This window comes from Demequina aestuarii (assembly GCF_000975095.1).
In the GTDB taxonomy this organism is placed as follows: domain Bacteria; phylum Actinomycetota; class Actinomycetes; order Actinomycetales; family Demequinaceae; genus Demequina; species Demequina aestuarii.
On sequence record NZ_BBRD01000001.1, the window covers coordinates 1,849,794 to 1,872,139 of the forward strand.

General features: G+C 63.9%; 17 protein-coding genes. 9 read left to right on the forward strand and 8 right to left on the reverse strand.

Annotated features, from left to right (window positions below):
* Positions 1-138 precede the first annotated feature (138 nt).
* A complete protein-coding gene (locus AOP72_RS08690; protein WP_084631619.1) occupies positions 139-837 on the reverse strand; it encodes a helix-turn-helix transcriptional regulator in 699 nt (232 codons plus the stop codon).
* A gap of 73 nt (positions 838-910) precedes the next feature.
* Between AOP72_RS08690 and AOP72_RS08695 the strand changes: the two genes are divergently transcribed.
* Positions 911-1,642, forward strand: a complete 732-nt coding sequence (locus AOP72_RS08695; protein WP_062135120.1) for an alpha/beta fold hydrolase — start codon at positions 911-913, stop codon at positions 1,640-1,642.
* A gap of 819 nt (positions 1,643-2,461) precedes the next feature.
* Here AOP72_RS08695 and AOP72_RS08700 read toward each other — a convergent pair.
* The 3 genes from AOP72_RS08700 to AOP72_RS08710 form a co-directional block, all read right to left on the reverse strand.
* Positions 2,462-3,520, reverse strand: coding sequence for a hypothetical protein (locus tag AOP72_RS08700; RefSeq protein WP_062135123.1), 1,059 nt, complete (start codon positions 3,518-3,520; stop codon positions 2,462-2,464).
* Between the two features lie 46 nt (positions 3,521-3,566).
* On the reverse strand, positions 3,567-6,206 hold the full coding sequence (locus tag AOP72_RS08705) for an AMP-binding protein (protein ID WP_062135126.1): 2,640 nt from the start codon (positions 6,204-6,206) through the stop codon (positions 3,567-3,569).
* A gap of 171 nt (positions 6,207-6,377) precedes the next feature.
* Positions 6,378-6,860 (reverse strand): GNAT family N-acetyltransferase, encoded by a 483-nt coding sequence (locus tag AOP72_RS08710; protein WP_062135129.1) that lies wholly within the window; start codon positions 6,858-6,860, stop codon positions 6,378-6,380.
* Positions 6,861-7,081: 221 nt separating this feature from the next.
* Here AOP72_RS08710 and AOP72_RS08715 point away from each other — a divergent pair, with 221 nt between their 5' ends.
* The gene (locus tag AOP72_RS08715; protein ID WP_084631622.1) at positions 7,082-8,431 is read left to right on the forward strand and encodes a hypothetical protein; all 1,350 of its coding nucleotides are present in this window, start codon (positions 7,082-7,084) and stop codon (positions 8,429-8,431) included.
* A 17-nt stretch (positions 8,432-8,448) separates the two neighbouring features.
* Here AOP72_RS08715 and AOP72_RS08720 read toward each other — a convergent pair whose 3' ends face one another.
* Positions 8,449-9,186, reverse strand: coding sequence for a DUF7002 family protein (locus AOP72_RS08720; protein ID WP_439645541.1), 738 nt, complete (start codon positions 9,184-9,186; stop codon positions 8,449-8,451).
* On the opposite strand from AOP72_RS08720, the gene AOP72_RS08725 reads away from it, so the two are divergent.
* Complete coding sequence (locus AOP72_RS08725) at positions 9,173-9,673, forward strand: hypothetical protein (RefSeq protein WP_152650317.1); 501 nt, start codon at positions 9,173-9,175, stop codon at positions 9,671-9,673. The genes AOP72_RS08720 and AOP72_RS08725 overlap by 14 nt on opposite strands.
* Here the strand turns inward: AOP72_RS08725 and AOP72_RS08730 are convergent.
* On the reverse strand, positions 9,670-10,086 hold the full coding sequence (locus AOP72_RS08730) for a hypothetical protein (protein WP_152650318.1): 417 nt from the start codon (positions 10,084-10,086) through the stop codon (positions 9,670-9,672). The genes AOP72_RS08725 and AOP72_RS08730 overlap by 4 nt on opposite strands.
* 101 nt (positions 10,087-10,187) lie before the next feature.
* On the opposite strand from AOP72_RS08730, the gene AOP72_RS08735 reads away from it, so the two are divergent.
* On the forward strand, positions 10,188-10,949 hold the full coding sequence (locus AOP72_RS08735) for an 8-oxoguanine DNA glycosylase OGG fold protein (protein ID WP_152650319.1): 762 nt from the start codon (positions 10,188-10,190) through the stop codon (positions 10,947-10,949).
* A gap of 93 nt (positions 10,950-11,042) precedes the next feature.
* Here AOP72_RS08735 and AOP72_RS08740 read toward each other — a convergent pair whose 3' ends face one another.
* Complete coding sequence (locus tag AOP72_RS08740) at positions 11,043-11,288, reverse strand: hypothetical protein (protein WP_062135143.1); 246 nt, start codon at positions 11,286-11,288, stop codon at positions 11,043-11,045.
* A 697-nt stretch (positions 11,289-11,985) separates the two neighbouring features.
* On the opposite strand from AOP72_RS08740, the gene AOP72_RS13425 reads away from it, so the two are divergent.
* The 4 genes from AOP72_RS13425 to AOP72_RS08760 all read left to right on the forward strand — a co-directional run bounded on the left by AOP72_RS13425 (position 11,986) and on the right by AOP72_RS08760 (position 18,356).
* Positions 11,986-13,299 (forward strand): MBL fold metallo-hydrolase, encoded by a 1,314-nt coding sequence (locus AOP72_RS13425; protein WP_152650320.1) that lies wholly within the window; start codon positions 11,986-11,988, stop codon positions 13,297-13,299.
* 223 nt (positions 13,300-13,522) lie between these two features.
* Positions 13,523-14,137: an N-6 DNA methylase gene (locus tag AOP72_RS08750; RefSeq protein ID WP_274519737.1), complete on the forward strand. Its 615-nt coding sequence runs from the start codon at positions 13,523-13,525 to the stop codon at positions 14,135-14,137.
* Complete coding sequence (locus tag AOP72_RS08755; RefSeq protein ID WP_062135152.1) at positions 14,134-15,786, forward strand: Eco57I restriction-modification methylase domain-containing protein; 1,653 nt, start codon at positions 14,134-14,136, stop codon at positions 15,784-15,786. Before AOP72_RS08750 ends, AOP72_RS08755 begins: the two co-directional genes overlap by 4 nt.
* A complete protein-coding gene (locus AOP72_RS08760) occupies positions 15,786-18,356 on the forward strand; it encodes a DEAD/DEAH box helicase family protein (RefSeq protein ID WP_062135155.1) in 2,571 nt (856 codons plus the stop codon). The genes AOP72_RS08755 and AOP72_RS08760 overlap by 1 nt, the downstream gene beginning before the upstream one ends.
* 169 nt (positions 18,357-18,525) lie before the next feature.
* Here the strand turns inward: AOP72_RS08760 and AOP72_RS08765 are convergent, their stop codons facing one another.
* On the reverse strand, positions 18,526-21,471 hold the full coding sequence (locus tag AOP72_RS08765) for a DUF4357 domain-containing protein (protein WP_084631625.1): 2,946 nt from the start codon (positions 21,469-21,471) through the stop codon (positions 18,526-18,528).
* 164 nt (positions 21,472-21,635) lie between these two features.
* Here AOP72_RS08765 and AOP72_RS08770 point away from each other — a divergent pair, with 164 nt between their 5' ends.
* A complete protein-coding gene (locus AOP72_RS08770) occupies positions 21,636-22,040 on the forward strand; it encodes a hypothetical protein (protein ID WP_152650321.1) in 405 nt (134 codons plus the stop codon).
* The last annotated feature ends 306 nt before the right edge of the window (positions 22,041-22,346 follow it).

A 22,346-nucleotide genomic window follows, 5' to 3' on the forward strand; every position in this document is an offset into this window, starting at 1 on the left:
ACATCATCGAGGTCTGACATCGGCGAGAGCCAAGCACTCCGAAGCGCACTCTCGCCACCGTCGCAACCGGCCGATGCGCGGGCTGTCCAGCCCCGCCGCTCCCCTCGCTGTGCTCGCAGGAGAGGTTGATCGAGGCCGTCACTCGTCCCGGCCATGCACCGGCCGGGCGTTCACCGGAGGCTCTCCGACCTCGTGGAGGGCGTGGCCGCTACAGGCCGCCTTGGTAACGCTGGCCCGCTCGATGCGTGACAGAGCGAACCATCGCATCGCGTCGCGCAGACGGCACCACCCAACCAGGTACCACCGGCCGCTCGTGGAAGCGAACAGCACCGGCTCGACGTCACGGGTGGTCGTGGTGCCGTCTCGTGATGTGTAGCGGATGCGAATCACCCGCTGCTCGGCCATCGCATCCTCGAGTGCTGATCTGACGGCGCGCGAGGAGGCAGGAGGCGCATCGACCCAGACGCGGTGGGCCAGCTCGTCGGCACGCGCTCGCGTCCTGGGATCGAGGACGTCCATGATGTTCCGGATGCCCGCGGCAGCCAGATCCGCGTACGGAGCATCGGGTGCGGCGGACACCGCCGCCATGAGCGCCACGGCCTGCACCGGGGACAGGGTCACGGGAGGCAGAGAAGCACCTTTGGCCATTCCGTATCCACCGCCCGGGCCCGGGCGAGACCAGATCGGCGCGCCGCTGGTCTCCAACGCATCGAGGTCTCGCTTCACCGTGCGCACCGACACCTCGAACTCTCGCGCCAGCCGCTCAGCGGAGACGCCCCTCGCGCCACTGCGCCGCAACATCTCGGACAGGGCATGCAGACGTTCGGCTCGTCTCACCGCTGAGGCCTTGGCCGATTCATGACATAAATAGTGACACACTCTTGTCAAGTCTGACTGGGAGGGTCGTCACATGACAACTCCTAGAAGCAGCCAGACAATCGTTCTCATCGCCGGCCATTGGCTGGGAGCATGGGCATGGGACGAAGTACTTGAACATCTCGAAACCGACCACATTCGCGCAGTCGCGATGACTCTGCCTGGTCTAGACGGAGATGACACCGACCGCGCGACGAGGACTCTCGATGACCAGGCAGCAGCGATCCGGGACGTCATCGCTCATCACGGCGATCAGCCTGCGATCCTCGTTGGGCACAGCGGGGCCAACGCCCCCATCAGTCTCGTCCTCGACCGACACCCCGAGCTCATCTCCCGGGTGGTGTGGGTCGACTCCGGCCCCGTGGCGGACGGCAGCGTGTTCGCCCCTGACCTTCCGGATGGGCTCGAAGAACTGGCATTGCCGTCGTTCGATGCCCTCGGGCAGCAGGCGAGCCTCGAAGGCCTGAGCGCCGAAGCGCTTGAGCGCTTCCGGGCGAGGGCCGTCCCGGAGCCTGCCTCAGTGCTTCGTCAGCCCGTCCAGCTCGCGGACGAGGCCCGCCACGGCGTCCCGACGACCTTGGTGTGCTGCTCAATCTCGGGCGCACAGGTGGTGGAACTGGCCCAGGCGGGTCACCCCATGTTTGCCGAGGTCGCGAGTCTCGAAGTCGTCGACATCGTGGACCTCCCCACAGGGCACTGGCCCATGTGGAGTCGCCCCCGCGACCTCGCAAAGGTGCTTCGGTCCGCGGCATCGCGGTCCAGCTGAACTGCGCTCCCCACCTGAAGGGGCCAGCCGAACTCCGCTGGCCCCTTCCCTCACGGAGGGGGGCTCCTGACACATCCACACGCTGCTCTCATGCCTCGCCACCGCCCGATGGTCGCCCACCTCGCCATTGATGGAGGCTTGCCGATCGGCGAAGCTGCCGTCCGATTCCAGGTTTCGTGGCCCACGGAGAAGCGATGGGCCGACGGGCATCAGGCCGGGCAGCCGATGCACGACCGACGCTCGCGGCCACACCACTCGCCGAACACGACCGACGCGAAGACCAGTCCTCGTGGCATCGTGCATCGCCCGCGCCTCGGCGAGGGGCCCATTCCGCTGTCCGCCCGTTTGGGAATTGCCTCGACGGCTCAGACCGGCGCTTCGTCGGCCGTCGACCGGGCGGGAAGAAGCGGGTTGAGGAATCCGGAAAGCCCCGCCGCAGGAACAGTGACCCGCTTCTGGTTCATACCTACGCCCACACCGGCTTCGGCGATCACTCTCGCGTTGCCTCCGCTGAAGCCCATGCCGCCGGAATTGCGCAACTGCCACGGCGGTGCTCAATCGTGCCGTCGAGTGGTCAGGCGAGCGGGACATCACCGCTCAACGCGCCGTCGCCGACGAGGGGAGTGCCGACCGCTCGGACTTGAGGCGGAACGCATGCACCGAGCTGGGGCTACAGCACACGCGTACATGCCCGTGTCCCCCACAGATGAATGGCAGGATCGAGCGTCCACCGCACGCTGACCGACGGTCTGGCGTGCGCCCGCTGCCATACCTCCGCGTCTGAGCGTTGGGGGCTGTATGGCTGCTCGGCGCCGCCTGCTAGTCGCGCTTGAACCTGTCCGCGACCGCACCAGCGGCCTTGACTCCGGCGCCCTTCGCAGCCTTGGCCGCGCTCACCGCCGCTCCACCCACGGTCGCGCCCACCGAAGCACCCGCCGACTTCACCGCCGTCAGTGCCTGCGGCTCGCGGTGCACCCCATCGACCTCGGTGCCGCGGAACGCGGCCGTCCCGTCGACCACGCGCGTCCACACGCTCTCGCCGAAGTCCTTCGCGGAACCCGACGCCGCGCGCATGGCGACGACCGCGCGCGAGCCGGCGAGCGCATCGGCCGTATCGCCGTCGCTGGGCTCGAGCCACGCGGGCCACGTCTCTGCCGGCTCGGAGAAGCCCTCGCGGCACGCCTTCACCACGCTCGAGCCGAAGTAGTAGCTGGTCACTCCCCCGGCGACCGCGCCGATGACCGGGATGGCCTTGGTGCCGATCTTCACGCTGCCGAACACCGCGGCCTGCGTGCCCATCTGCTTCGCGAGGGCGATCGTGACCGGCACCAACGCGGAATCGGGCAGCTGGGTCGCCAGCAGGTCGCCCCACTTGGGGTTGACCTTGGACACCGTGGCGCCGGCGGTGCGGCGCGCGGTGCCCACCGTCGCGCCGGCGGGCAGCGCGCTGAGGACGACTTCGGTGATGCGGCTCTTGCGCTTCTCCCCCAGGAGCGCGCCGAGCACCACGGCCTTGGCGCGCTCGGGGTCGTCGATGGGGATGCCGCGCAGCTCGGCCATGCACAGGGCGAACAACGCAGTGGTCTCGTAGAAGAACAGCAGATCCGCGACGCCGAGGCCGATCGCGACCGGCACGCCCACCACCGGGATGCCTGCGGTGGCGCCCGCTGCCGCGCTCGCCGAGGTGGTGGTCGCGACGTACTGGGACTCGATGGTCTTCATGACCTCGGCAGGGGTCGCATCGGGCTTCCGACGCCGGATCTCCTTGATGTACGCCGTCGCCGCGGGGCGCTGGACCGCGATCGCCTTGAACACGCGATCCTGGAAATCGTCGGGAAGGGCGAGGGTGGTGGGCGTCGTGGAGGAGTCCTGGGTCATAGGGGACACGGTAGCTGGCGGTTCGGACACCCAGCGCCGATGCGCGTCACCGCTCGGCGGCGTCCTCGACCAGCCAGTCGCCACGGGCTCGGGTGCCATCCTGCCCGCGCGTCGAGTAGCGCCGACGCCACACGCCCAGCCGAGCCATCACGAAGCGGTAGGCGAGCCACGCTGCGATCCCCACCGCGATGCCCGCCAGGGCGCCGGCAACCGGGGGTTCGACCCGGAAGATCACCTGCCAGTGGACCAGGTAGATGAACAGCGAGGCGCCCGCGAGCGCCCATACCGCCCCCACGAGCGGCCGCGGCACCGGGACCCACGGCACCCACAGCAGCACCAGCAGCCCAAGACAACCGACGAGGTCCCACATATCGAGAGCGGCGAACACCGGGGTCGCCGCCACTGCGATGGCCGAGACCAGCAGCCGTCCGCGCCACGTGGGAGCACGAGCGCCGGCCCAGCCCAGCATCACGAACCAGGCCGCGGTCGCCAGGGTGTACCGATCGAGCTCGTTGACCGCCACGTCGGTCAGCAGGTAGCGCGTGACCCCCGCGAGGGCGAGCAGGACCAGCGCGAAGCCGAAGGGCGTGCGTCTCTCCCGCCGATCGATCGCGGGCACGGCGAAGAGTGCCGCCAGCGCCAGCATCGTCCACACCGCGACCTCGATGAACCACAGCTCCCACTGATAGGTCCACATGGCATCGCGAGGAAGGAAGGAGTTCACCAGCAGCACCGTCGTCGGCTGGTAGTGGCCGCTCACCACCGCGACGAAGCCCGACCACAGCACGGCGGGAATCGCGATCTGAACGGCGACGCCGAGGAGCCTCCTGCTCCGCTTCACCCCTGGCAGATTGACGATCTGGAAACGCGCAAGGTTGTAGCCCAGCACAGCGAGGAGGACGGCGGACCCGCCCGCGAACCTCAGCACCTCCACGTGCAAGAACACGATCTGGACAATCGCGGCCGCGCGCAGCGCGATGGACGTCTCCACCCGGGAGATGGACCCCGCCCACGCGCGAAGGCGCCCGGTGAGTGATGGCGAGGCGGCGGGCTCGGCGCCCCGCGAACCGGTCTCGGATGGGGCGCCCTCACTGTCGTGCCGCGCGTAGAGCTCGCGAGGGCTCAACGCATGCCAGTCGGTGGGCAATCGCCCCACCATGGTCTCGAGCCGGATCGAGACCTCGACGTAGCTGAGCGAGTCGCCGCCGAGGGCCGCGAAGGAATCGTCCAGGGTGGCGCCCGGCCGGCCCAGCAGCTCGGCGTAGAGGTCGCGGATCGAGTCGCCCAGTGAAGCGGCGCTGGCCGGAGCATCGGGAGATTGCCGATGCGCCTGCGCGTGACGCACCAGCGCCGCCGTGTCCGACTTGCCGCTCTCGGTGCGCGGGAACTCGTCGATAGCGAAGGAGTCGATCGCGTGGATGGGCACGCCGATCGCTGCCGCCGCCCTCCCCCGGGCCACCGCGACCAGCCCCGGTGACCGCACGAACAGCAGCAGCCGCTCGTCCGCCGATGCCGTCCGCGCGTCGATGCCGGCCTCCGCGAGCAACTGTTCGACGGCGTCGAGATCGATCCGCAGTCCGTAGACCTTCACGAACCGGTTGGCGCGCCCCACGATCTCGAAGAGTCCGTCCTCGCGCTGGCGGGCCAGGTCGCCGGTGCGCAACTCGGTGATCACGCGGCCGGTGGCGAAGTCGGCGGGGTGCTCCGCGTAGCCCATCATCACATTGGGACCGGAGTACACGAGCTCGCCCGAGTCTTCGCCGGCCGCGACGTCCACGCGCAGCGACCCGCCGGGGATCGCGCGGCCGATGCTGCCGGCGGCGGCTTCGGCCAGGTCGGGCGGGAGGTAGGCCATGCGCGCCGTCGCCTCGGTCTGCCCGTACATCACGACGAGCTCGAAGCCGCGCTCGCGGCCCAAGCGGGCGTAGCGCCGGACCATGTCCGGGGCGAGACGCCCGCCGGCCTGGGTGATGTAGCGCAGGCTCGGGAGGTCGCGCTCAGCAAATCCTGACGCGTCGAGCAGCTCGAACGTGTAGGGAACGCCAGCGAACGACGTTGCGCCCGTCAGCGTGAACTCGTCCCAGAACCGTTCGTCCGAGACGCTGTGCTCGGTGAGTACCACGCTCGCTCCCGCCAGCAGGTAGCTGTTCAGCACCGAGAGCCCGTAGCAGTACTGCAGGGGCAGCGTGGTGGCGGCCCGGTCGCGCGGAGTGATCCGCAGGTACTCGCCGATGGCCGCCGCGTTGCTGCGCAGGTTCTCGAACGACAGGCGCACGAGCTTGGGCGACCCCGTGGAGCCAGAGGTGCTCGCGAGCATGGCCAGGTCGGGGTGGAGGTCGTGGCGCGAGCCAGCACGGCGCTCCTGCAGCCGCCATCCCTCGCTCGCACCGGCGGCGACCACGTCCGGATCGAACCGCTCGATGAGCGCCTCGCGGTGGGCGGCGCCGGCGGATCCGTCATCGGGGACGAAGAGCACAGGGTGGCCCGCCTCCAGGGCGGCGAGATACGTCACGACCGGCTCGATCGCGTTCCCGGCGGTGATCACCACCAGTCGACGCTCGGCCCCCAGGTGGGTGCGGCGCTCGTCCACGAGGCCGCGCAGCTCGCCGTACGTGACGGTGCGGCCGGAGGCAATCAGGGCCGGATCTTCGGTGCTTCCTCCCACGAGGCAGAGTCCCGGAAGCATCTGATCCCCCTCACCGGATCACCATGCTCACTCGGCACAGGGAGCATGTCGCGACTCTACTGGCGCGCCTGCCCGATGCGCCAGGGTCCGGGCTTTGCCCGTGGTGCTGGCATGGGGTGGGCTTGGGCTGTCACGCGGCCGATGCGCGGGTTCAGTCCAGTTCGGTTCAGTTCAGTTCAGTTCGCCGAACGGGTACCGCACGGTAGCGAAGGGCCAGGAGTTCTCGAGCCAGGCCGGGACGAAGGCGCGCACTGCGGCGGCGAGGCCTTCGGGTGCGTCCGGGACGACCCACCACGAGACGTCGGCGGCGGGCTGTTCGACGCTGGAGCCAGGTTCGAGCTCAGCGGGGTCGATGTAGATGCAGCCGAACAGCCGGCTCTCGTCGCTGGGCAGGATCGCGTAGTTGAACGAGTGGTTCTCGGCCATGTCCTCGGCGTGGAGTTGGAGATCCTCGCGGTCCTCCTCGGCCGTCATGGTGGCGGGCGGCCAGCCCCAGGTGTCGCCGTACTTGTCCCACAGCATCGCTTGGTTGCCCATGACGGCGGGCATGTCGATGTCGAGATCGTCGGGGCTGATGGGGCGGATGTGGACGTCGTCGGTGATGTCGACGCGAAGGGGGTGTTGGAAGTCCAGAGGAAGCCAAAGTGATGTCATGTTGAGGTGCCCGCCTTTCGAAGCGACGCAAGGTCTGCGGCCGATGCTCGATCCATATCGATCCTGGTTGCGCCAGCGCCCATAGTCAAACGGCCCTTGGCAGGACTTGCGCGACCAACGCTGATCCGAGCGCTGCCTTGCGCAGCCTTGGCCCCTACACTCACGTACACGGTGGAGCGCCCATCTTGCGCGCTAGGCAGTCCGGACCTGAGGAGTCAACGATGAACGATGAGCTCCAGTTGATCAGTGACGGCGATGGCCTAGCCGTCATCGGCGAGCCGGGCGCTGTCGAGCGCTTCCTCGTTGCCGAGGGATTGCAGTCGCGGGAACTCGCGTTGCCGAAACTTGCAAATGTCCTCGCTTCATCCGCAGGGGCCACAGAGGCCACGTCGATCGTGGCGGCTTCTTCGGGTCGCTGGCTCAAGTTGACCGCGGATTCGGCAAGCAAGATCGACAAGTACGGGTTGATGAAGGGTTCAGCGCCTGGCTTGAGCCGCGGCGTGGTGACCTCCAATGGAAAGATCAAAGGCGTGGTCGAGTTCGCAAAGGGACCCGGCGCGCTCCTGACCAACCCGGCGATGCTTGCCGGTGCCGCAGGGGTGATGGCGCAGTTGGCGATGCAGCAGCAGATGGACGCAATCGCCGACTATCTCGAAGTGATCGACAAGAAGATCGACGATGTGCTCCGCGCACAGAAGGACGGGGTGCTCGCAGACGTGATTGCCGTGGGTCTCGTGATCGAAGAGGCCACGACAATCCGAGCCCACGTGGGCAGGATCTCTGAGGTTTCGTGGTCAAAGGTGCAGTCAACGTCGCTGACCATAGCCCGGACCCAGGCGTATGCCTTGCGGCAGTTGGATGGACTGGCAGAGAACATGGAGAGCCACGCCAGTCTCGGCGACCTTGTGAAGGCAACCGGCGAGGCAGAAGCAAAGGTTAAGGAGTGGCTCGCAGTGCTCGCCTTCTGCTTCCAACTGCAGGATGCAATCGCAATTCTGGAGCTTGACCGGGTGCTGGATGCCGCTCCTGAAGAACTGGACCAGCATCGGCTGGGCCTGAACGCGGCCCGGGACAACAGGGTCGCGGTGATTACCCGGAGCACGCTTCAACTTCTGGCGCGCATCGATGCCGCTGCTGCTGGGGCAAACTCCAAGGTCCTGTTGCATCCAAGGGCCGCGCGCCAGGCGGTGGCATCCAGCAACCAAGTCAGTGCCGCAGTGGTCGAGCTTCATGCAGTACTCGGCATCGGCAACGAGCGAGCGGTGGTTGACGCACGGCGCTGGCGAGAAGCGGCATCGGACGCGAGGGATAGGGCCATCGAGACAGGGTCCGACGGACTCAGTGCTGCGAAGCGCTTTGGCAGCGAGACGCTCGAGCGCACCAAGTCGGCTTCGGGCGCCGCGATCGAGACCGGCACCGAGGGCATCGGTACGGTAAGGCGCCTGAGCGGGCAGAGCCTTAACCGCACCAAGTCTGTGTCGGGGAAGCTCTCAGGCGAAATCACTGAGCGCGCTCGCCTACGGCGGTGGACAAGCGCGGAGAATGAGCTCGAAGACGACACCGAGGGTTGACGCTGTGTCGCCTCCGACTACCTCGCGAGTGTGCGCGACCCGTCTGGGTTTCGGATGTAGGCCTCGAAGAGGTGGCTGGTGATGTCTGGCACCGAGTGGTCGACACAAATTTCCGCCACGGCCAACGGCCGCGATCGCTTGGTCCGCCAGTACTCGAAGTCGTAGTCCGCGATGGGCTTGAAGGTATCGGACCCCCGCTTGGGAGCGTCGCGCACCGTCGCCCCGCTATTGATGGGCGACAGGGTGATGTGCTCGGCGTGGGCACTGACCAGCGACGCCGTATCCACCACCAGGATGAGGTGTGGGCGATCCCGGTAAGTGCTCGCAGCGAAGAGCGTGTCGAGCCGCTTCTGTGTAGGCCAGAAGAACACTTTGCTGTTGATGAGGCGCAGGAACTCGGGCACTGTCATGTCAGTGAGGCACGCCGCGAGCTTCTTCTCATTGAGCGGGCCGTTGTCGCGGATCAATGCCGAGCCGTGAACGCCGTGGCGGACGGAGGTCATGTCCGGCCGGGGCTCGGACAGGAGCCTCCGTCGGCGTGGATTGGGGGTCTCGAAAAGGTCCACAAGGGCGCCGGTGGATAGGAGTCCGTGACGCTGGATACCATCCCAGGCCGAGGCTTCAGCCATATGGAAGATGCGGGGGTATGTGGCGATAAGTTCAGCGGGGAGCACGATGCAACAATGCCAGCAATTCCTTGGGGGTGGCTTGATGAACATTCGCGAAATGCGCCAGGCGTACATGCCAGACCGCATCCGCCTGCTCTTGGTGGCCGAGGCACCACGAGAGTCGACCGATCGCTTCTTCTACAACCCGGTCGTCGCTACTCACGATTCACTGTTCCTTGAGACCTCGAAGGTGTTGTTGCCAGAGGTTTGGAAGGCGCGAGGCGCGAAGGACGTCCGTGCGATGAAGACTGAGGTCCTGGCGAGGCTCTGCGATGAAGGCGTGTACCTGGTCGACGCAGTGGACGAGCGCCTCCCCCAAGGCCTAAGCGATGCGCGCTGTGCCGCCATCCTGCGTGAGCACGCTGCGACGAAGGTTGCAGAGATCGTGAGGCTGCTCGGCGAGCGTGGCGCCCCGGAGGCGTCGGTGGTACTCATCAAGGGCACCGTATTCGATGCGCTCGCCGAGGGGCTTCGAGCCGCAGGGGTGAGAGTTCCTCAAGAGCGCCCCCTACCTTTCCCCAGTTCGGGCCAGCAGGTGAGTTTTCGAGAGTCGCTAGTGCGGCTTCTCGGCTAGCTCCTTACGCGGGCCCGCACGTGCGCGAGGTGGTCCTCGAAGCGTGCTTCGGAGCGTGAGTAGCGAAGGTGCTCGGGAAGGCTCGCCCACCGAACCTCAGCCTCTCGGAGTGCCCGACGCGCAAGGTCGAGTTCACCCACCTGCAGCGCGACCGCCGCGAGGTTTGACAGGTGCGCGGGGAGGTCGTGCTGCTCCTCGTCGCTCGCGACTCCGGCGTCCACCCTTGCCCGCACGATGCTGGCCGCCAAGTCGAAATGGATGAGCCTTTCGGCATGGTCCCCTAGCTCGGCGAAGGTGGACCCGACGCTAGCGATCGCCCACGCCCACCTCGCGGTGTAGCGAGACGGACTCTGGTCGGCAAGGTGCTCCCAGTGCGCGGCCGAGCGCTGTGCATCTTCTACCCAGGTGCCCATGCTGTGAAGGGTATGGGGATGGTGCGACAACGCGGGCACTAGCCATCGAAACCCCTGCTCCCTACGCTCAGGGGACGCGCCGCACACCGCAGGAGGTTGCCATGGTCGTCAAAGCCAAAGCACTAGCCGCCGACATCGAACAGCACCTGACCAAGGCTCGCTCAAGGGACGGGTACCGACCAGTCAATTTTTCAGCTCCCACTTGGGAAAAGTGGCTAAGGGACATCGAGAGGGTGAGCGTCGATTTCAGAGCGTTCAAAGGTGCAGTCACACGCGGCGAAATGGTCGCATTGGTCGACACGAGCCTCAAGCGAGGCCGCGAGGGCGTGGCGGACGCATTCGTCATCGCAATGCTCTGGGGTCACGGTAAGAGCGGTTACGGGGCGTACCGGACGCACGAGGTTCTCACCCAGGGCACCGCGCCGCTTAGTGGCGATGTACTCGACAGGCTGCACGCCTCGGTTGAACCAATCCGCCGCGGCCCGGAAAGCGCGTTCTGGTTCATGAACAACCTCAACACACGAGAGGGTGGCGTTGGAGGCAAGGTGCGCTCCCTCGGGCCTGCGTTCTTCACCAAGTGGATGTACGCGGTCTCCGCTAAGGGCGACCCTTCGAGCAGCGAGGCGCTTCCGATTCTCGATGCGGTCATGCGCAGTGCAGTCGCGCCCATGTGGGATAGGCGGGGCGGACCTCGCATGGGACGCACAGCGGACTACGTGGAGTATACGAACGCGCTGAAGCAGTGGGGGCGACCGTTCGACGCGAGTGCGGTGGACGTCGAAGAGGCAATCTTTGATGTGTCACAGGGATACACGAATCTAGAGAGACTGGCACCGCGCCCACTCGAACGCGTCTTCGGCTGAGAGTCCGCCGCCGAGGACGCCAACGCCGACGACAACTTGGTAGCAACACCTCCGTACGAGCCACGACGCCTGCGGGCGCGTGCGTCACAACCCTCACGAGACGTCGGCGGCTGGCTGCTCCACGGTTGAGCCGTGCTCAAGCTCGGCGGGGTCGAAGTAGAGGCAGCCGAACAGCCGGCTCTCGTCGCTGGGCAGGATAGCGGAGTTGAACAAGAGGTTCTTGGCCATGTCCTGGGCGTGGAGCACCGGGTCCTCGCGGTCCTCCTCGGCCGTCAAAGCGGCGGGCGGCCAGCCCCGGGCATCGCCGTACTTGGCCCACAGCATCGCCTGATTGCCCATGACGGTGGGCGTGTCGATGTCAAGGCCGTCGGGGATTATGGGGCGGATGTGGACGCTGGCGGTGATGGCGACCCGGAGGGAGGTGGGTGAAGTCGGTGGGGAGCCAATGTGGCGTTGTCACAGAAACAATGTACCTATGGCGAATCGGTACGGTTGGGATCGGCTGCGCCCTACTTGACCGTGTGCCATCGACAGTGTCTTTGTATCGGCCAATGCGCCCGGTGTCACCGCCCCCGCAAGTCATCCGCATGATCGTCCCAACGCGGCGTTCGAAATGCTCGGTAGCGAGCGGTGCGGCTTCGTTGTTGAGAACTGGCCCGAGCGCCACCACGCGATATGTCGCAAGGCACGAGGGGAAGCGGCCTGTGCGTCAACTTCAGCACTCGCGGAGCGGGCATCCAGCCACTCGATATTCTCAGCCCCACGGGCCACAGGGCTTCCACTCCTGGCGGTTAATCTCCTTGCTGTCGCCGTCACGGCATACGCGAAAAGACACTTGCCCTCAGGTCGCGCTGATGGACCTCGTCAAGGCAATTCTCGGTCACGAAGGGGTGCACGGACTGGGAATGATGTGCTGCTCGGCTGCCGGAGCACAACCGGCCGGACCGGCACGCGAGTTGCAGCCGAACGCTTGCGAACGCTATCCGGGCGCACAAAGCGCTCCTACTATGCTCGTCCTGGACCGAGGAGGTCACGGATGAAAATGGCGGTGGCAGGAAACCAATGGGCAGTGGGGCAAGGAGGCTTTTACTCCGGCCGAGTCACTGTGGATGGGAGGAGCGTCCTCGATTGGGTCTACGACTGTGGTTCGAGTACCGCGAAGTCGCATCCCGCCCGAGAGATTCGCGACTACGCGCGTAGCCACGAACTGACGAGCAACGCAAGCAAGCAGATCGACGCCGTGTTTATCTCCCACTTCGACGCCGATCACTTCAATGCGCTGTCCGACCTAGCGGGTACCGTGCACCGAGTTGCACGTGTGATCCTGCCACTCGTATCTCTCGAACAGCGGCTTGTTCATCTCCTGAGTTCGCAAACGCCCGAATCGCCGCAAGACCTAGAGGACTACGTCCGTTTCGTGGTGGACCCCGGTCAAGCACTTGCAGACATCTTCGGCCAGACGACCCAGGTAATTTCTGTCACACCACGGACTGACTTTCAGACGTTCGCTCCAACGCCGATCGACACAGTCGAGCCGATAGACACGATCCCGCAGGAAGACTACGAGCAACCGCTAGAGTTCGGCATTTCAGTTGAGGAGGGGCCCGGCTTGGCTTTGCTGCTCGCCCTTCGAGTGGATGGACGTTGGGAGCCGCTGTGGGAGCTCGTGGCCTGGACACCGCTCGCGAAATGGCCGAGCCGCGAAGCGCTCCTTGCGTCGGTTGTCAGCGAATATGGCCTCACGGGCACCGACGAAGCTCTTCGGCTACTCTCCGATAGCACGTGGGTTCTCGGGGTGGTTCGCGACGCGGCCGCCAGGCAGCGATTGAAGCGCGCCTACGAGGCCGCTGGCTCACTGGCACCCGGGCTCAGCTCGCGGACGAACCGCACATCGATGCTGCTCTACAGCGGGCCGGTTCTCAAATCTCCATGGCTCTCGACATGGCGAGCACACAGGCGTAGTCCAAGACCTGCATCCCTCCTTGAAAGGTGTCAGATAGACCCATGGCCTAGAAAGGTCGCGTGGCTAGGCACCGGCGATATCAGCCTCAATCATCCGAGCGCGGTGGCGGACACGCGGCGAGTTCTGGGCCCTAAACGCTTAGGACGCGTAGGCGTACTCAATCTTCCACATCACGGCGCCGACCCTGACTACCCCGAAGAGCTTCTGAGAACTGGCGACCTCAGGCCAAATGTCGTTGTCGCCGCAGCGGGCAGCAACAACCACTACGACCACCCGGGCCGGCTGTCGCTCTTTGAGCCGCCGCGAACTGGCGCACACCTGGTCGTAGTCAGCGAAGAGCGAGCTTCTCGATGGCGCAGCGACGTGTCACTTCGGCGCTCGCCCTAGCGGTACCGGCGTAGGACCGATCGGGTGTCCGGCGAGTGGGACACTCGACCTCACGCCGTCGGAATGGGGCAAGCCACCCACGGCGCCAGCCGCGCCTCGGACACTGACTAGCGCGCGGCGTTCGGCATGTGAACGCGCTAACGCGAGTAGCGTTGGGGTTGCCACCAGGCTAGATACTGAGGCGCGTGCCGGCGCCTACGGGAAGGACGGTCACGTGTCTTTGGTGAGGTCGAAACAACGCGTCGCTGAACACGGAGAGGTGTTCACCCCGGACTGGCTTGTGGAATCCATGCTCGATCAAGTCAAGGGCGAGTCGGAGCGCATCGATTCCCGCTTCCTTGAGCCGGCGTGCGGTTCCGGCAATTTCCTCGTGAGGGTACTCGCCCGCAAACTCGACGCAGCGGAGCGACGCTACGCCGGAAGCGAGTTTGAACGCCGCAACTACTCGCTGCTCGGCGTCATGTGCATCTACGGCATCGAGTTGCTCCCTGACAACGTGGAGGAGTGTCGTCAGAACATGCTTGAGGTGTTCGACGTGTTCTTGGGTCTGACAGCGAACAACGATCTACACAAGGCAGCCGAGTACGTGCTCAGTCAGAACGTCGTCCACGGGGACGCCCTTACGATGCTGAATCATGACGGCACGCCCATCACGTTCGCGGAGTGGGGCTACTTGGGCAAGGGTCGTTTCCAGCGGCGGGATTTCCGTTTCGACACTCTCTCGCACATGAGTGCCTTCAGAGCCGAAGACACGTTGTTTGCCGATAGCGGCAAGCATGAGGTGTTCAAGCCGACGAAGAACTACACGCCCATGAGCGTGGCGGAGTTAGCAGCGTGACCACGCAGCAAGCGACTTTTTCCATTCGTGGGCGCAACCCCGACGTCCTGACCTGTATCGCAAATTTGTCCAACGATGAGGTGTTTACGTCACCCGAGCTCGCTAACCGCATGCTCGACAAAATGGCTGCGGCCTGGGCCGATTCCAATGACGACGAGGACATTTGGTCCAACCCTGACATAACATTCCTCGACCCGTTCACGAAATCAGGGGTTTTCCTGAGAGAGATCACGAGTCGCCTGACTAAGGGACTTGAGGAGCATATTCCCGACCTCGAAGAGCGAGTGGATCACATCCTCACCAAGCAGGTCTTTGGCATGGCTATCACCGAACTTACGGCGATGCTCGCTCGGCGAAGCCTCTACTGCTCGAAGTGGGCCAACGGTCCCCACTCAATCGCCAAGTCAATTGACGACGAGCATGGCAACATCTGGTTCGACCGTACCGAGCACACATGGATCGGCGGCACCGAGTGGGTCACCACTGCCGATGCCGAGGGCGACCGCGTCGGAAAATTCACCAACGGCAAGTGCAAGTACTGCGGTGCAAGCCAGAAGGCGTTGAATCGAGGCGAAGAGTTTGAAAGCCACGCCTACGCTCTCATCCACACCGAAGACCCCAAAGCTCTGCTAGCAGAGCTGTTCGGAGAAGACATGAAGTTCGACGTCATAATAGGCAATCCGCCGTATCAGCTCGACACGGATGGCCACGGCAATCAGGCACGACCGATCTATCAATTGTTTGTGGAGCAGGCCAAGAAGTTGGAACCAAAACTTCTTGTGATGATCACACCCGCTCGCTGGTTCTCCGGTGGCATGGGCTTGGGTGCCTTCAGGAAAGCTATGCTGGCCGACCGCAATATTCGCACTATCGTCGACTTTCCGAAGCTCTACGACGCGTTTCCTGGCGTTAAGATCCGCGGTGGAGTTGCCTACTTCGTTAGAGATAGCAGCCATTCAGGACCGTGCACGATCCAGACGATGTGGGACGACGAGCCCCTCGGTCCGCCGTCAGTTCGTTACCTCGACGCATACGACATCTTGGTTCGACGGAACGAAGCCATTCCGATTCTGGAGAAGGTGCGAGCAAAGGCGGAACCCACCATCGACGGCCGCGTCTCCAGTCAGAAGCCGTTCGGCTTGGCGACCAACTTCAAGGGCAAGACTTCAGAAGTGGGCCTTCGTTCGCCGGTGAAACTCTACGCGAACCAAAGCACCGTGTTCGTAGAGCGGACTGACATCCCGACCAACGTCGAATGGGTGGACGAGTGGAAGGTGCTCATGACGAGAATCCAGGGCACGAGCGCATCCGTCGAGACCAAGTTTCTGAGTAAGCCCCTTGTGACGCCCCCTGGAACGGCCTGCACCGAGACTTACCTCGTCGCAGGTCACTTTGCCACCGAGGATGCAGCTATTCGCCTCGCTACTTATCTCCGCACTCGCTTTGTACGCTTCCTCGTATCTCTGCGGAAGCCAACACAGGACGCATTGAAAGGTGTCTACAGCTTCGTGCCAGTCATCCCACTTGATCGCGAGTGGACGGACGCACAACTGTACGAGCGTTACGGGTTGACCGAGGAGGAAGTGAAGTTCATCGAGTCGCTTGTCGCTCCTCACGACGATGAAGCCACTTGGAAGACGACAGTGTGATGGCAAAGTCCGAAGAAGAGATCTTCGCGCCGAAGCCTGAGACTCGGCTGCGGGTATACGCGTATAGCGTGGAAGGCCCAGCACACGCGGGACTCATTAAGGTAGGGCAGACCACGCGCGAGGTCAAGAAACGCATCGAGGAGCAGACCAAGACTGTGGGGATAAAGCCCACTATCCTGTTCGACGAGCCGGCCGAGCGGGACGACGGCACTACGTTTACAGACTACGAACTGCGTGCGCGCTTGAACAACAAGGGCTTTGAGAGCGTGGAGCCCGCAAAGGGCGCGGGTGAGTGGGTGCGTTGCGCGCTGCCCGACGTGCAGACCGCCTTCACAGAGCTCCGTACAGGGCAGAAACTCACCGGCACACACCACGAGACCTTCGGCATGCGCAATGAGCAGAAGGCGGCAGTGAAGAAGACTCAGGCCTACTTCAACTCTGTGTGGCAAGAGGATATGCACGCGGTGCCGCGCTTCCTGTGGAACGCCAAGATGCGCTTCGGGAAGACATTCGCCACCTACCAACTCGCAAAGAAGCTTGGCGCTACCCGTGTGCTGGTGGTGACCTTCAAGCCCGCGGTGGAGGATGCCTGGCAGACGGATCTTGAGAACCACGCCGACTTTGACGGTTGGCAGTATATGAGCAACCAGTCAGGTGCGGACCCGCGCTCGGTAGAGAAGAACAGGCCACTCGTCTACTTCGGCTCTTTCCAGGATTTGCTCGGCAAGGACAAAGTCGGCAACATCAAGGCGAAGAACCAGTGGCTCCACGAGATCAACTGGGACCTGGTCATCTTCGATGAGTACCACTTCGGGGCATGGCGCGACAGTGCCAAAGAACTCTTCGAGGGTGAGGAAGACGCGTCCGCAGAGATCTCAGCGGAGTACGGCGCGAGTGGGCGCAATACCGTTGGTCTCAACGACTTCGAGGAAGAGTTCGAAGAACTCGCTGAGGACGAGCCCGAGTTCCTGCCGATCACCACCCGCGCATACCTCTACCTATCGGGCACGCCGTTCAAGGCACTTGCCACCGGCGAGTTCATTGAAGAGCAAATCTTCAACTGGACATACACCGATGAGCAACGAGCCAAGGCGGACTTCGCCGAGGCTCACGCTGACAAACTGAACCCGTACGGCGCACTGCCGCAGATGCGTCTGCTCACCTACCAAATGCCCGACGAACTGCTGGCCGTCGCAAGTAGCGGTGAGTTCGATGAGTTTGATCTCAACACTTTCTTCGCTTCGACGGGCACGGGCGGCTCGGCGGAATTCAAGCACAAGAGTGATGTGCAGAAGTGGCTCGACATCATCCGTGGCGCGTACGCCCCGTCACAAGTCGACAACCTGAAGGAGCGTCCGCCCTTTCCGTACTCGGATGTGCGCTTGCTCCCTCACCTGCAACACTCGTTCTGGTTCCTGCCGAATGTGGCCGCCTGCTACGCGATGGCGAACCTGCTTGCCGAGCCCCAGAACTCCTACTTCCATAAGTACAGGGTGCTTACCGTTGCGGGCAGCAAGGCGGGTATCGGCCTGGACGCACTTCCCCCTGTACGCAAGGCGATCGGGAGCGGGCACGAGCAGGGCACCATCACGTTGTCCTGCGGCAAGCTCACCACGGGTGTCACGGTGCCACAGTGGTCGTCGATCCTCATGCTTCGCAACCTCAAGTCTCCAGAGACCTACTTCCAAGCGGCGTTCCGTGTGCAGTCGCCCTGGAGCCAGAAGAATCCCAACGGCGACAACCCGCACGAAGAAGAGGTCTACAAGCCCGTCTGTTTCGTCTTCGACTTTGCGCCCACCCGGGCGCTCCGGCAACTATCGGACTATGGCATCGGCCTCAATCCTGCTGAGTCCAATCCCGAAAAGGCTGTCGAGGAACTGGTCTCCTTCCTCCCTGTGCTCGCCTACGACGGCTCGCACATGACTCAGGTTGATGCGGGCGGAATCTTGGACATCGCCATGGCGGGCACGAGCGCCACGCTTCTCGCACGCAAGTGGGAGTCCGCGCTCTTGGTCAACGTGGACAACGACACCCTCCGACGAATCCTGAACAACGAAGACGCGTTGAAGGCTGTGATGAACATCGAAGGCTTCCGCGCGCTTGGCGCCGACGTCATCGAGACCGTCATCAACAAGAGCGAGAAGGTCAAGGAGACCAAGAAGGAGAAGGGCGAGGAACTCAGCCCAAAGGAGAAGAAGGAACTCTCCGAGGAGGAGAAGGAGTACAAGTCGAAGCGGAAACAGATCCAAGAGAAGTTGATCAAGTTCGCTACGCGGATCCCCGCCTTCATGTACCTCACCGATTTCCGCGAGAACACTCTTCAGGACGTCATCACGAAGCTCGAGCCCGACCTGTTCCGCACGGTGACTGGCCTCACGGTCGATGACTTCCACTTGCTCGTCTCACTGAATGTGTTCAACTCGGGCCACATGAACCAAGCAGTCTTTGCATTCCGCAGATACGAGGACGCGTCACTGTCCTATACGGGGATCGACTCCCATGACGACCTCAGCCACGTGGGCCTCTACGACACGGTAGTAGCACGCCAAACCGTGGAGGACGCTATCTGAAAGACACTCCACAGGAGGCCCCAGAGCCCGTCGGGCCCTCCTCTCCACCGATTGTTCAAACCGGGCTGATCGGTCAACCGCACTACCCCTTGCCGATCCTGGTTCGCTCTCACACCTCGAACAATCTGGGGGCACGAGGTTAGTTCCAGATTCTCACCGTTCCACCCGTTCAGGCGTCGCCAACGCGACCCCTCATGAGCACGTCCAGTTCCTCGCGATGGTCACGAAGGTTCTGCACCGTGCCATTGAACTGGAGCGAACGCCTGAGCTCCTCCGACATGTCGCCTCGCGAGAGCTCGACACCGTGCCAGTCGACGGGCCTGCGATGAGGAACTGGGGATCCACCCGCGAACTCGTAGGGCCCCACGATCGTCGCTACTCTGTAGGAACTGTCGCCAGTAGGAACGAGGACAAGGTCGCCGTCAGCCATTTGCGAGACGACGACCCAGATCTGACCGACCGCGAGGCCTGCTCCGATCTGGCTCTCAATGCCGTCTTTGGCCTTGACGAGGTCGTTGAACTTCGCATGGAAGTCCTCGTGACCATTACCCGCATGCGGACCGAGGTCGACGTCCAGCAGCCAGCCAGTGCCGATATAGCCGTGGACCAGAGCGTCGTCGAGGTAGGCGGCTCCACGCCCGAGCGATACCCGGTACACGCTTCGGCCCTCGTGCGCTCCCGCCCGTTCAGACGCCAGCACACTCAGGTCGTCTGCATCAAGCCGCTGCTCGGGGTCTGCGACATCGCCATCGAACCGCAAGCCCTCACTCTCAAGAAGTACTCGCGGGTCGCGAGTATCATTCGGGTCGCTCCACGCGAAGCCATCGGCGACGCGCCCGTCAAAGCGCAGCACACGCTGCGCGTTCTCACACCGTAGGCAGGAACTCACATGATTGGCGATTGGTTGCGCCGTCGTACCGACGGCGTCCGCGAGCGCACCGTAGGTCGTCCACGAACCTGCCGGTAGCGCCGCGAGGAGAGCATGCACCCGCATCCAGTCGAACCCCATCCGCTCGGACGCCCTGCTCTTGCCCATGTATGCCGCGCGCACGTCCGCTAGCCGACGACCATCATCCAAGGACCAGTTCGTCCAGCCGTTGGTCGCACGACCGCACAGGGCACGACCCGCGCCCGACGGACTCTCATGGAGCGACCCGTCGAGATCGATTAGTCCGTCGTCTCGTACGTGAGCCGTGTGCCCCGTCCACTCGCCCCGCCTGAACGTTAAGGTCGCTCCGGGCGCCAAATGGCCTGACACGACGAGGTCACGCACTGTGACGGTGAAACTTGCTCGAGAGCGTGCATCCACGACATCACCGACGTGCCCCTCTGGAACCGGCCAGATCTTCAACAGACGCTGGGTGAGGGCCTCAGATCGCGTGTCGATGGCGTCCTCCGACCAACCCCCATTGCCTACATCGGCTGTCATCCGTGCGTTGAGAAGGAGGGTGTTGTGCTTCGCGAGTTCGCCGCGCTTGTGATTCCATTCCCGGTTCGACACTCCTGCGTTCAAACTCTCGGTCAGGAGCGTCAAGTTGCCCAACCGGTGAACATGGGCGTCGCGGTCGAGCTGCTCCTCCAGCTCGGCAACGGGCCAGTGCTCTTGCCACGACTGCGGCAGCACGTGCTCGATTGGGAACTTCCACCGAGTGACCTGAGGTGAACCCTTCTCAGCCCGCATCGAATTCTCTAGCGCCTCAAGCACTGCCCGCAGACGCTGCCGCGGGTACTTCCTGTATACGGGCTCTGACAACAAAGACCTTCGCACCTCGTCGTCACCCGGCCAGTAGGTGCTCGCGACGTTGAGCATGGCTAGGTGGTTCTCGACATGGGCCGCGACGCCATCGGGCTCGACTCCACTCAGACCACGAATCACATCTGCGAGCACGCGCCCCAGGTCACTCGACGGCAGCCGCAGGAGCGACCTGCGCATCATCCAAGACTCCGCAATTTGGATGGCGCGCGAGACTTCCGACGCGCCTAGCCCTCGACCAGGCGCGTGGAGCCAGATCAGAAGCGGTCGCAGCAACTGGCTGTCGAGCGCGAGCGATCGGTAGAAGCACATCGCCGTAGCATCGAGGGTGTGGTCGCTGCTCTCCGCCTCCCCCCACCAGTGCTGGTATAACGCGGCTTGGTCGCGAATCTCCGTCAGCACGTCTTTCATCGAGGCATCCGTGTCATGCCCCATGAATGTCTTGAAACGGGTGAAGGTCGCGTGAGGGCTCACCTCCTCACCCAGGCGCGACGTCAACCATTGGTTGAGGTATAGCGAGGACCGCGAGACCTTCGACCGGCCGACACTCACCTCTCTCTCCCAGAACTTGGTGTCGAAGGGCCAGATCTTCTCGTAGGCGTGGGCGGTGTCGGCACCCTCCTGTGCGAGACGTTGAAACACGAAGTTCTTGATCAGATCGGCCGCCGTCAATGGTGTGCCGCGTGCGTTCAGCGTTTCGAAGATCTCCTGAGAGTTCTCGTCCGCATTGAGCGTGATCGTGACAACCTGGAGACCCGAGTCCAGCACACGGGTCAACGACTCCGCCCTTTGTGCGAAGTCCGTCGAGATCGGGTCGCCAAGCCAACGTTCAACTCGGTCTGCGAAGTACGCATGTGCCGCCGCGATCTTGCTTCCTCCGTGCTTGAGAGTCTCATAGTCGAGAGGAGGCTGAGCCTCCATCACCTCGTGGAACGCTTCAGCGTCTCGATTGGTGTGCTTGAGCTTGAGCAATTGGTCGCCGGTGGGCACATAACTTGCGCCGTTGTGCGTGAGGTTTCGCAGTTGCTGAGAGTGCGTCAGGTCTCCAGCCTGCTCGAAGGCAAGACTCGCTGCATCAAAGACGATCTGCAACGTCGTGAGGCGCTGCTGGCCGTCAATGACCTGACTTGTGGCGATCCCACCAACGGGCTGCGGAAGAGCTTGGAAGACCACCGCCCCTAGAAAGTGCCGCACCTGCGTGCCCGGTGCGTTCAGCCGCAACTCGGCCATACGTCGGATGTCCTGCCAAAGCGGTTCCCACTGTTCATCAAGATTCCATACATAAGGCCGCTGGAAGAGCGGGATCTCCAGGTACTGCGGCATGTTGAAGATCTCTAGCGGCGTGTTGGGCGCGGTCTGCATTCCACGAACATAGCGCGCTCTGCGCGACCCAAGACAGTGTCTCGGTGGGCAGAGCAAGCGTCTGACAGTCACGTTCGCGGCAGATGAGTGAAGCTCCGGACGCGGGTTTTGACACCACGGGATGCCTCGGCCACTGCCGCCCCGACGTCCGGCACAATGCTTGGGTGGAGAACTTTGTGGTGGCGGCCTTCGCGTTCGCCGGCGTGGCGATCAGTTCGACTATCGCCTGGTGGAGTTCGACCCCGCGCGTTCTTCGCTTGAACCGCCAACGCCTCGACCTCGCCGAACGCCTCCCCGAGGACAGCGAAGCGCGGAAGGATCTCGTGGAACTCGTCGAGAAGACTTCAGCCGACCATGTGGAGAACGCGCATACCGGTGAAGCCATGCGCGGTGTCTGGACTGTCTTCGGGACGGCTGCGACGGGCTATCTCTTCTGGGGACTTGGGGACGAACTCGGGGTGTTCTGGCGCATTGCTGGCGGATTGCTGGGTGCGATGGCATCCTCAATCGCCGTCCTGGCCATCGTCGCGGGCGTTCGAAGTCATCGACGCAAGAAGGTCCAGCACTAACGAGAGCGGATAACCCCCAGGACAGACGGTCGCTCGACCGGCGAGGCAAATGCCACCGAGCGCCGCGCGGCGCTGAGGGGCGTCAATGCCATCGCATCACGCGCTCTCGCTCTGGTCGCTGGTCCTGGCCCCCTTGCCGCAGGGCTCCTGTCCCTGCCCGACCCAGTCGCGTGGCTCGCCGTCGTCGCGATCATCGCGGTACCGGTGGCGGCCATCGGATACGAACGCGCGCACGGCACGCCGTGGGGCCAGTCGCTGCACCACGGCGTGCGTGCTGTCTGGCAGGTCGTGACGACCGTCTAGAGC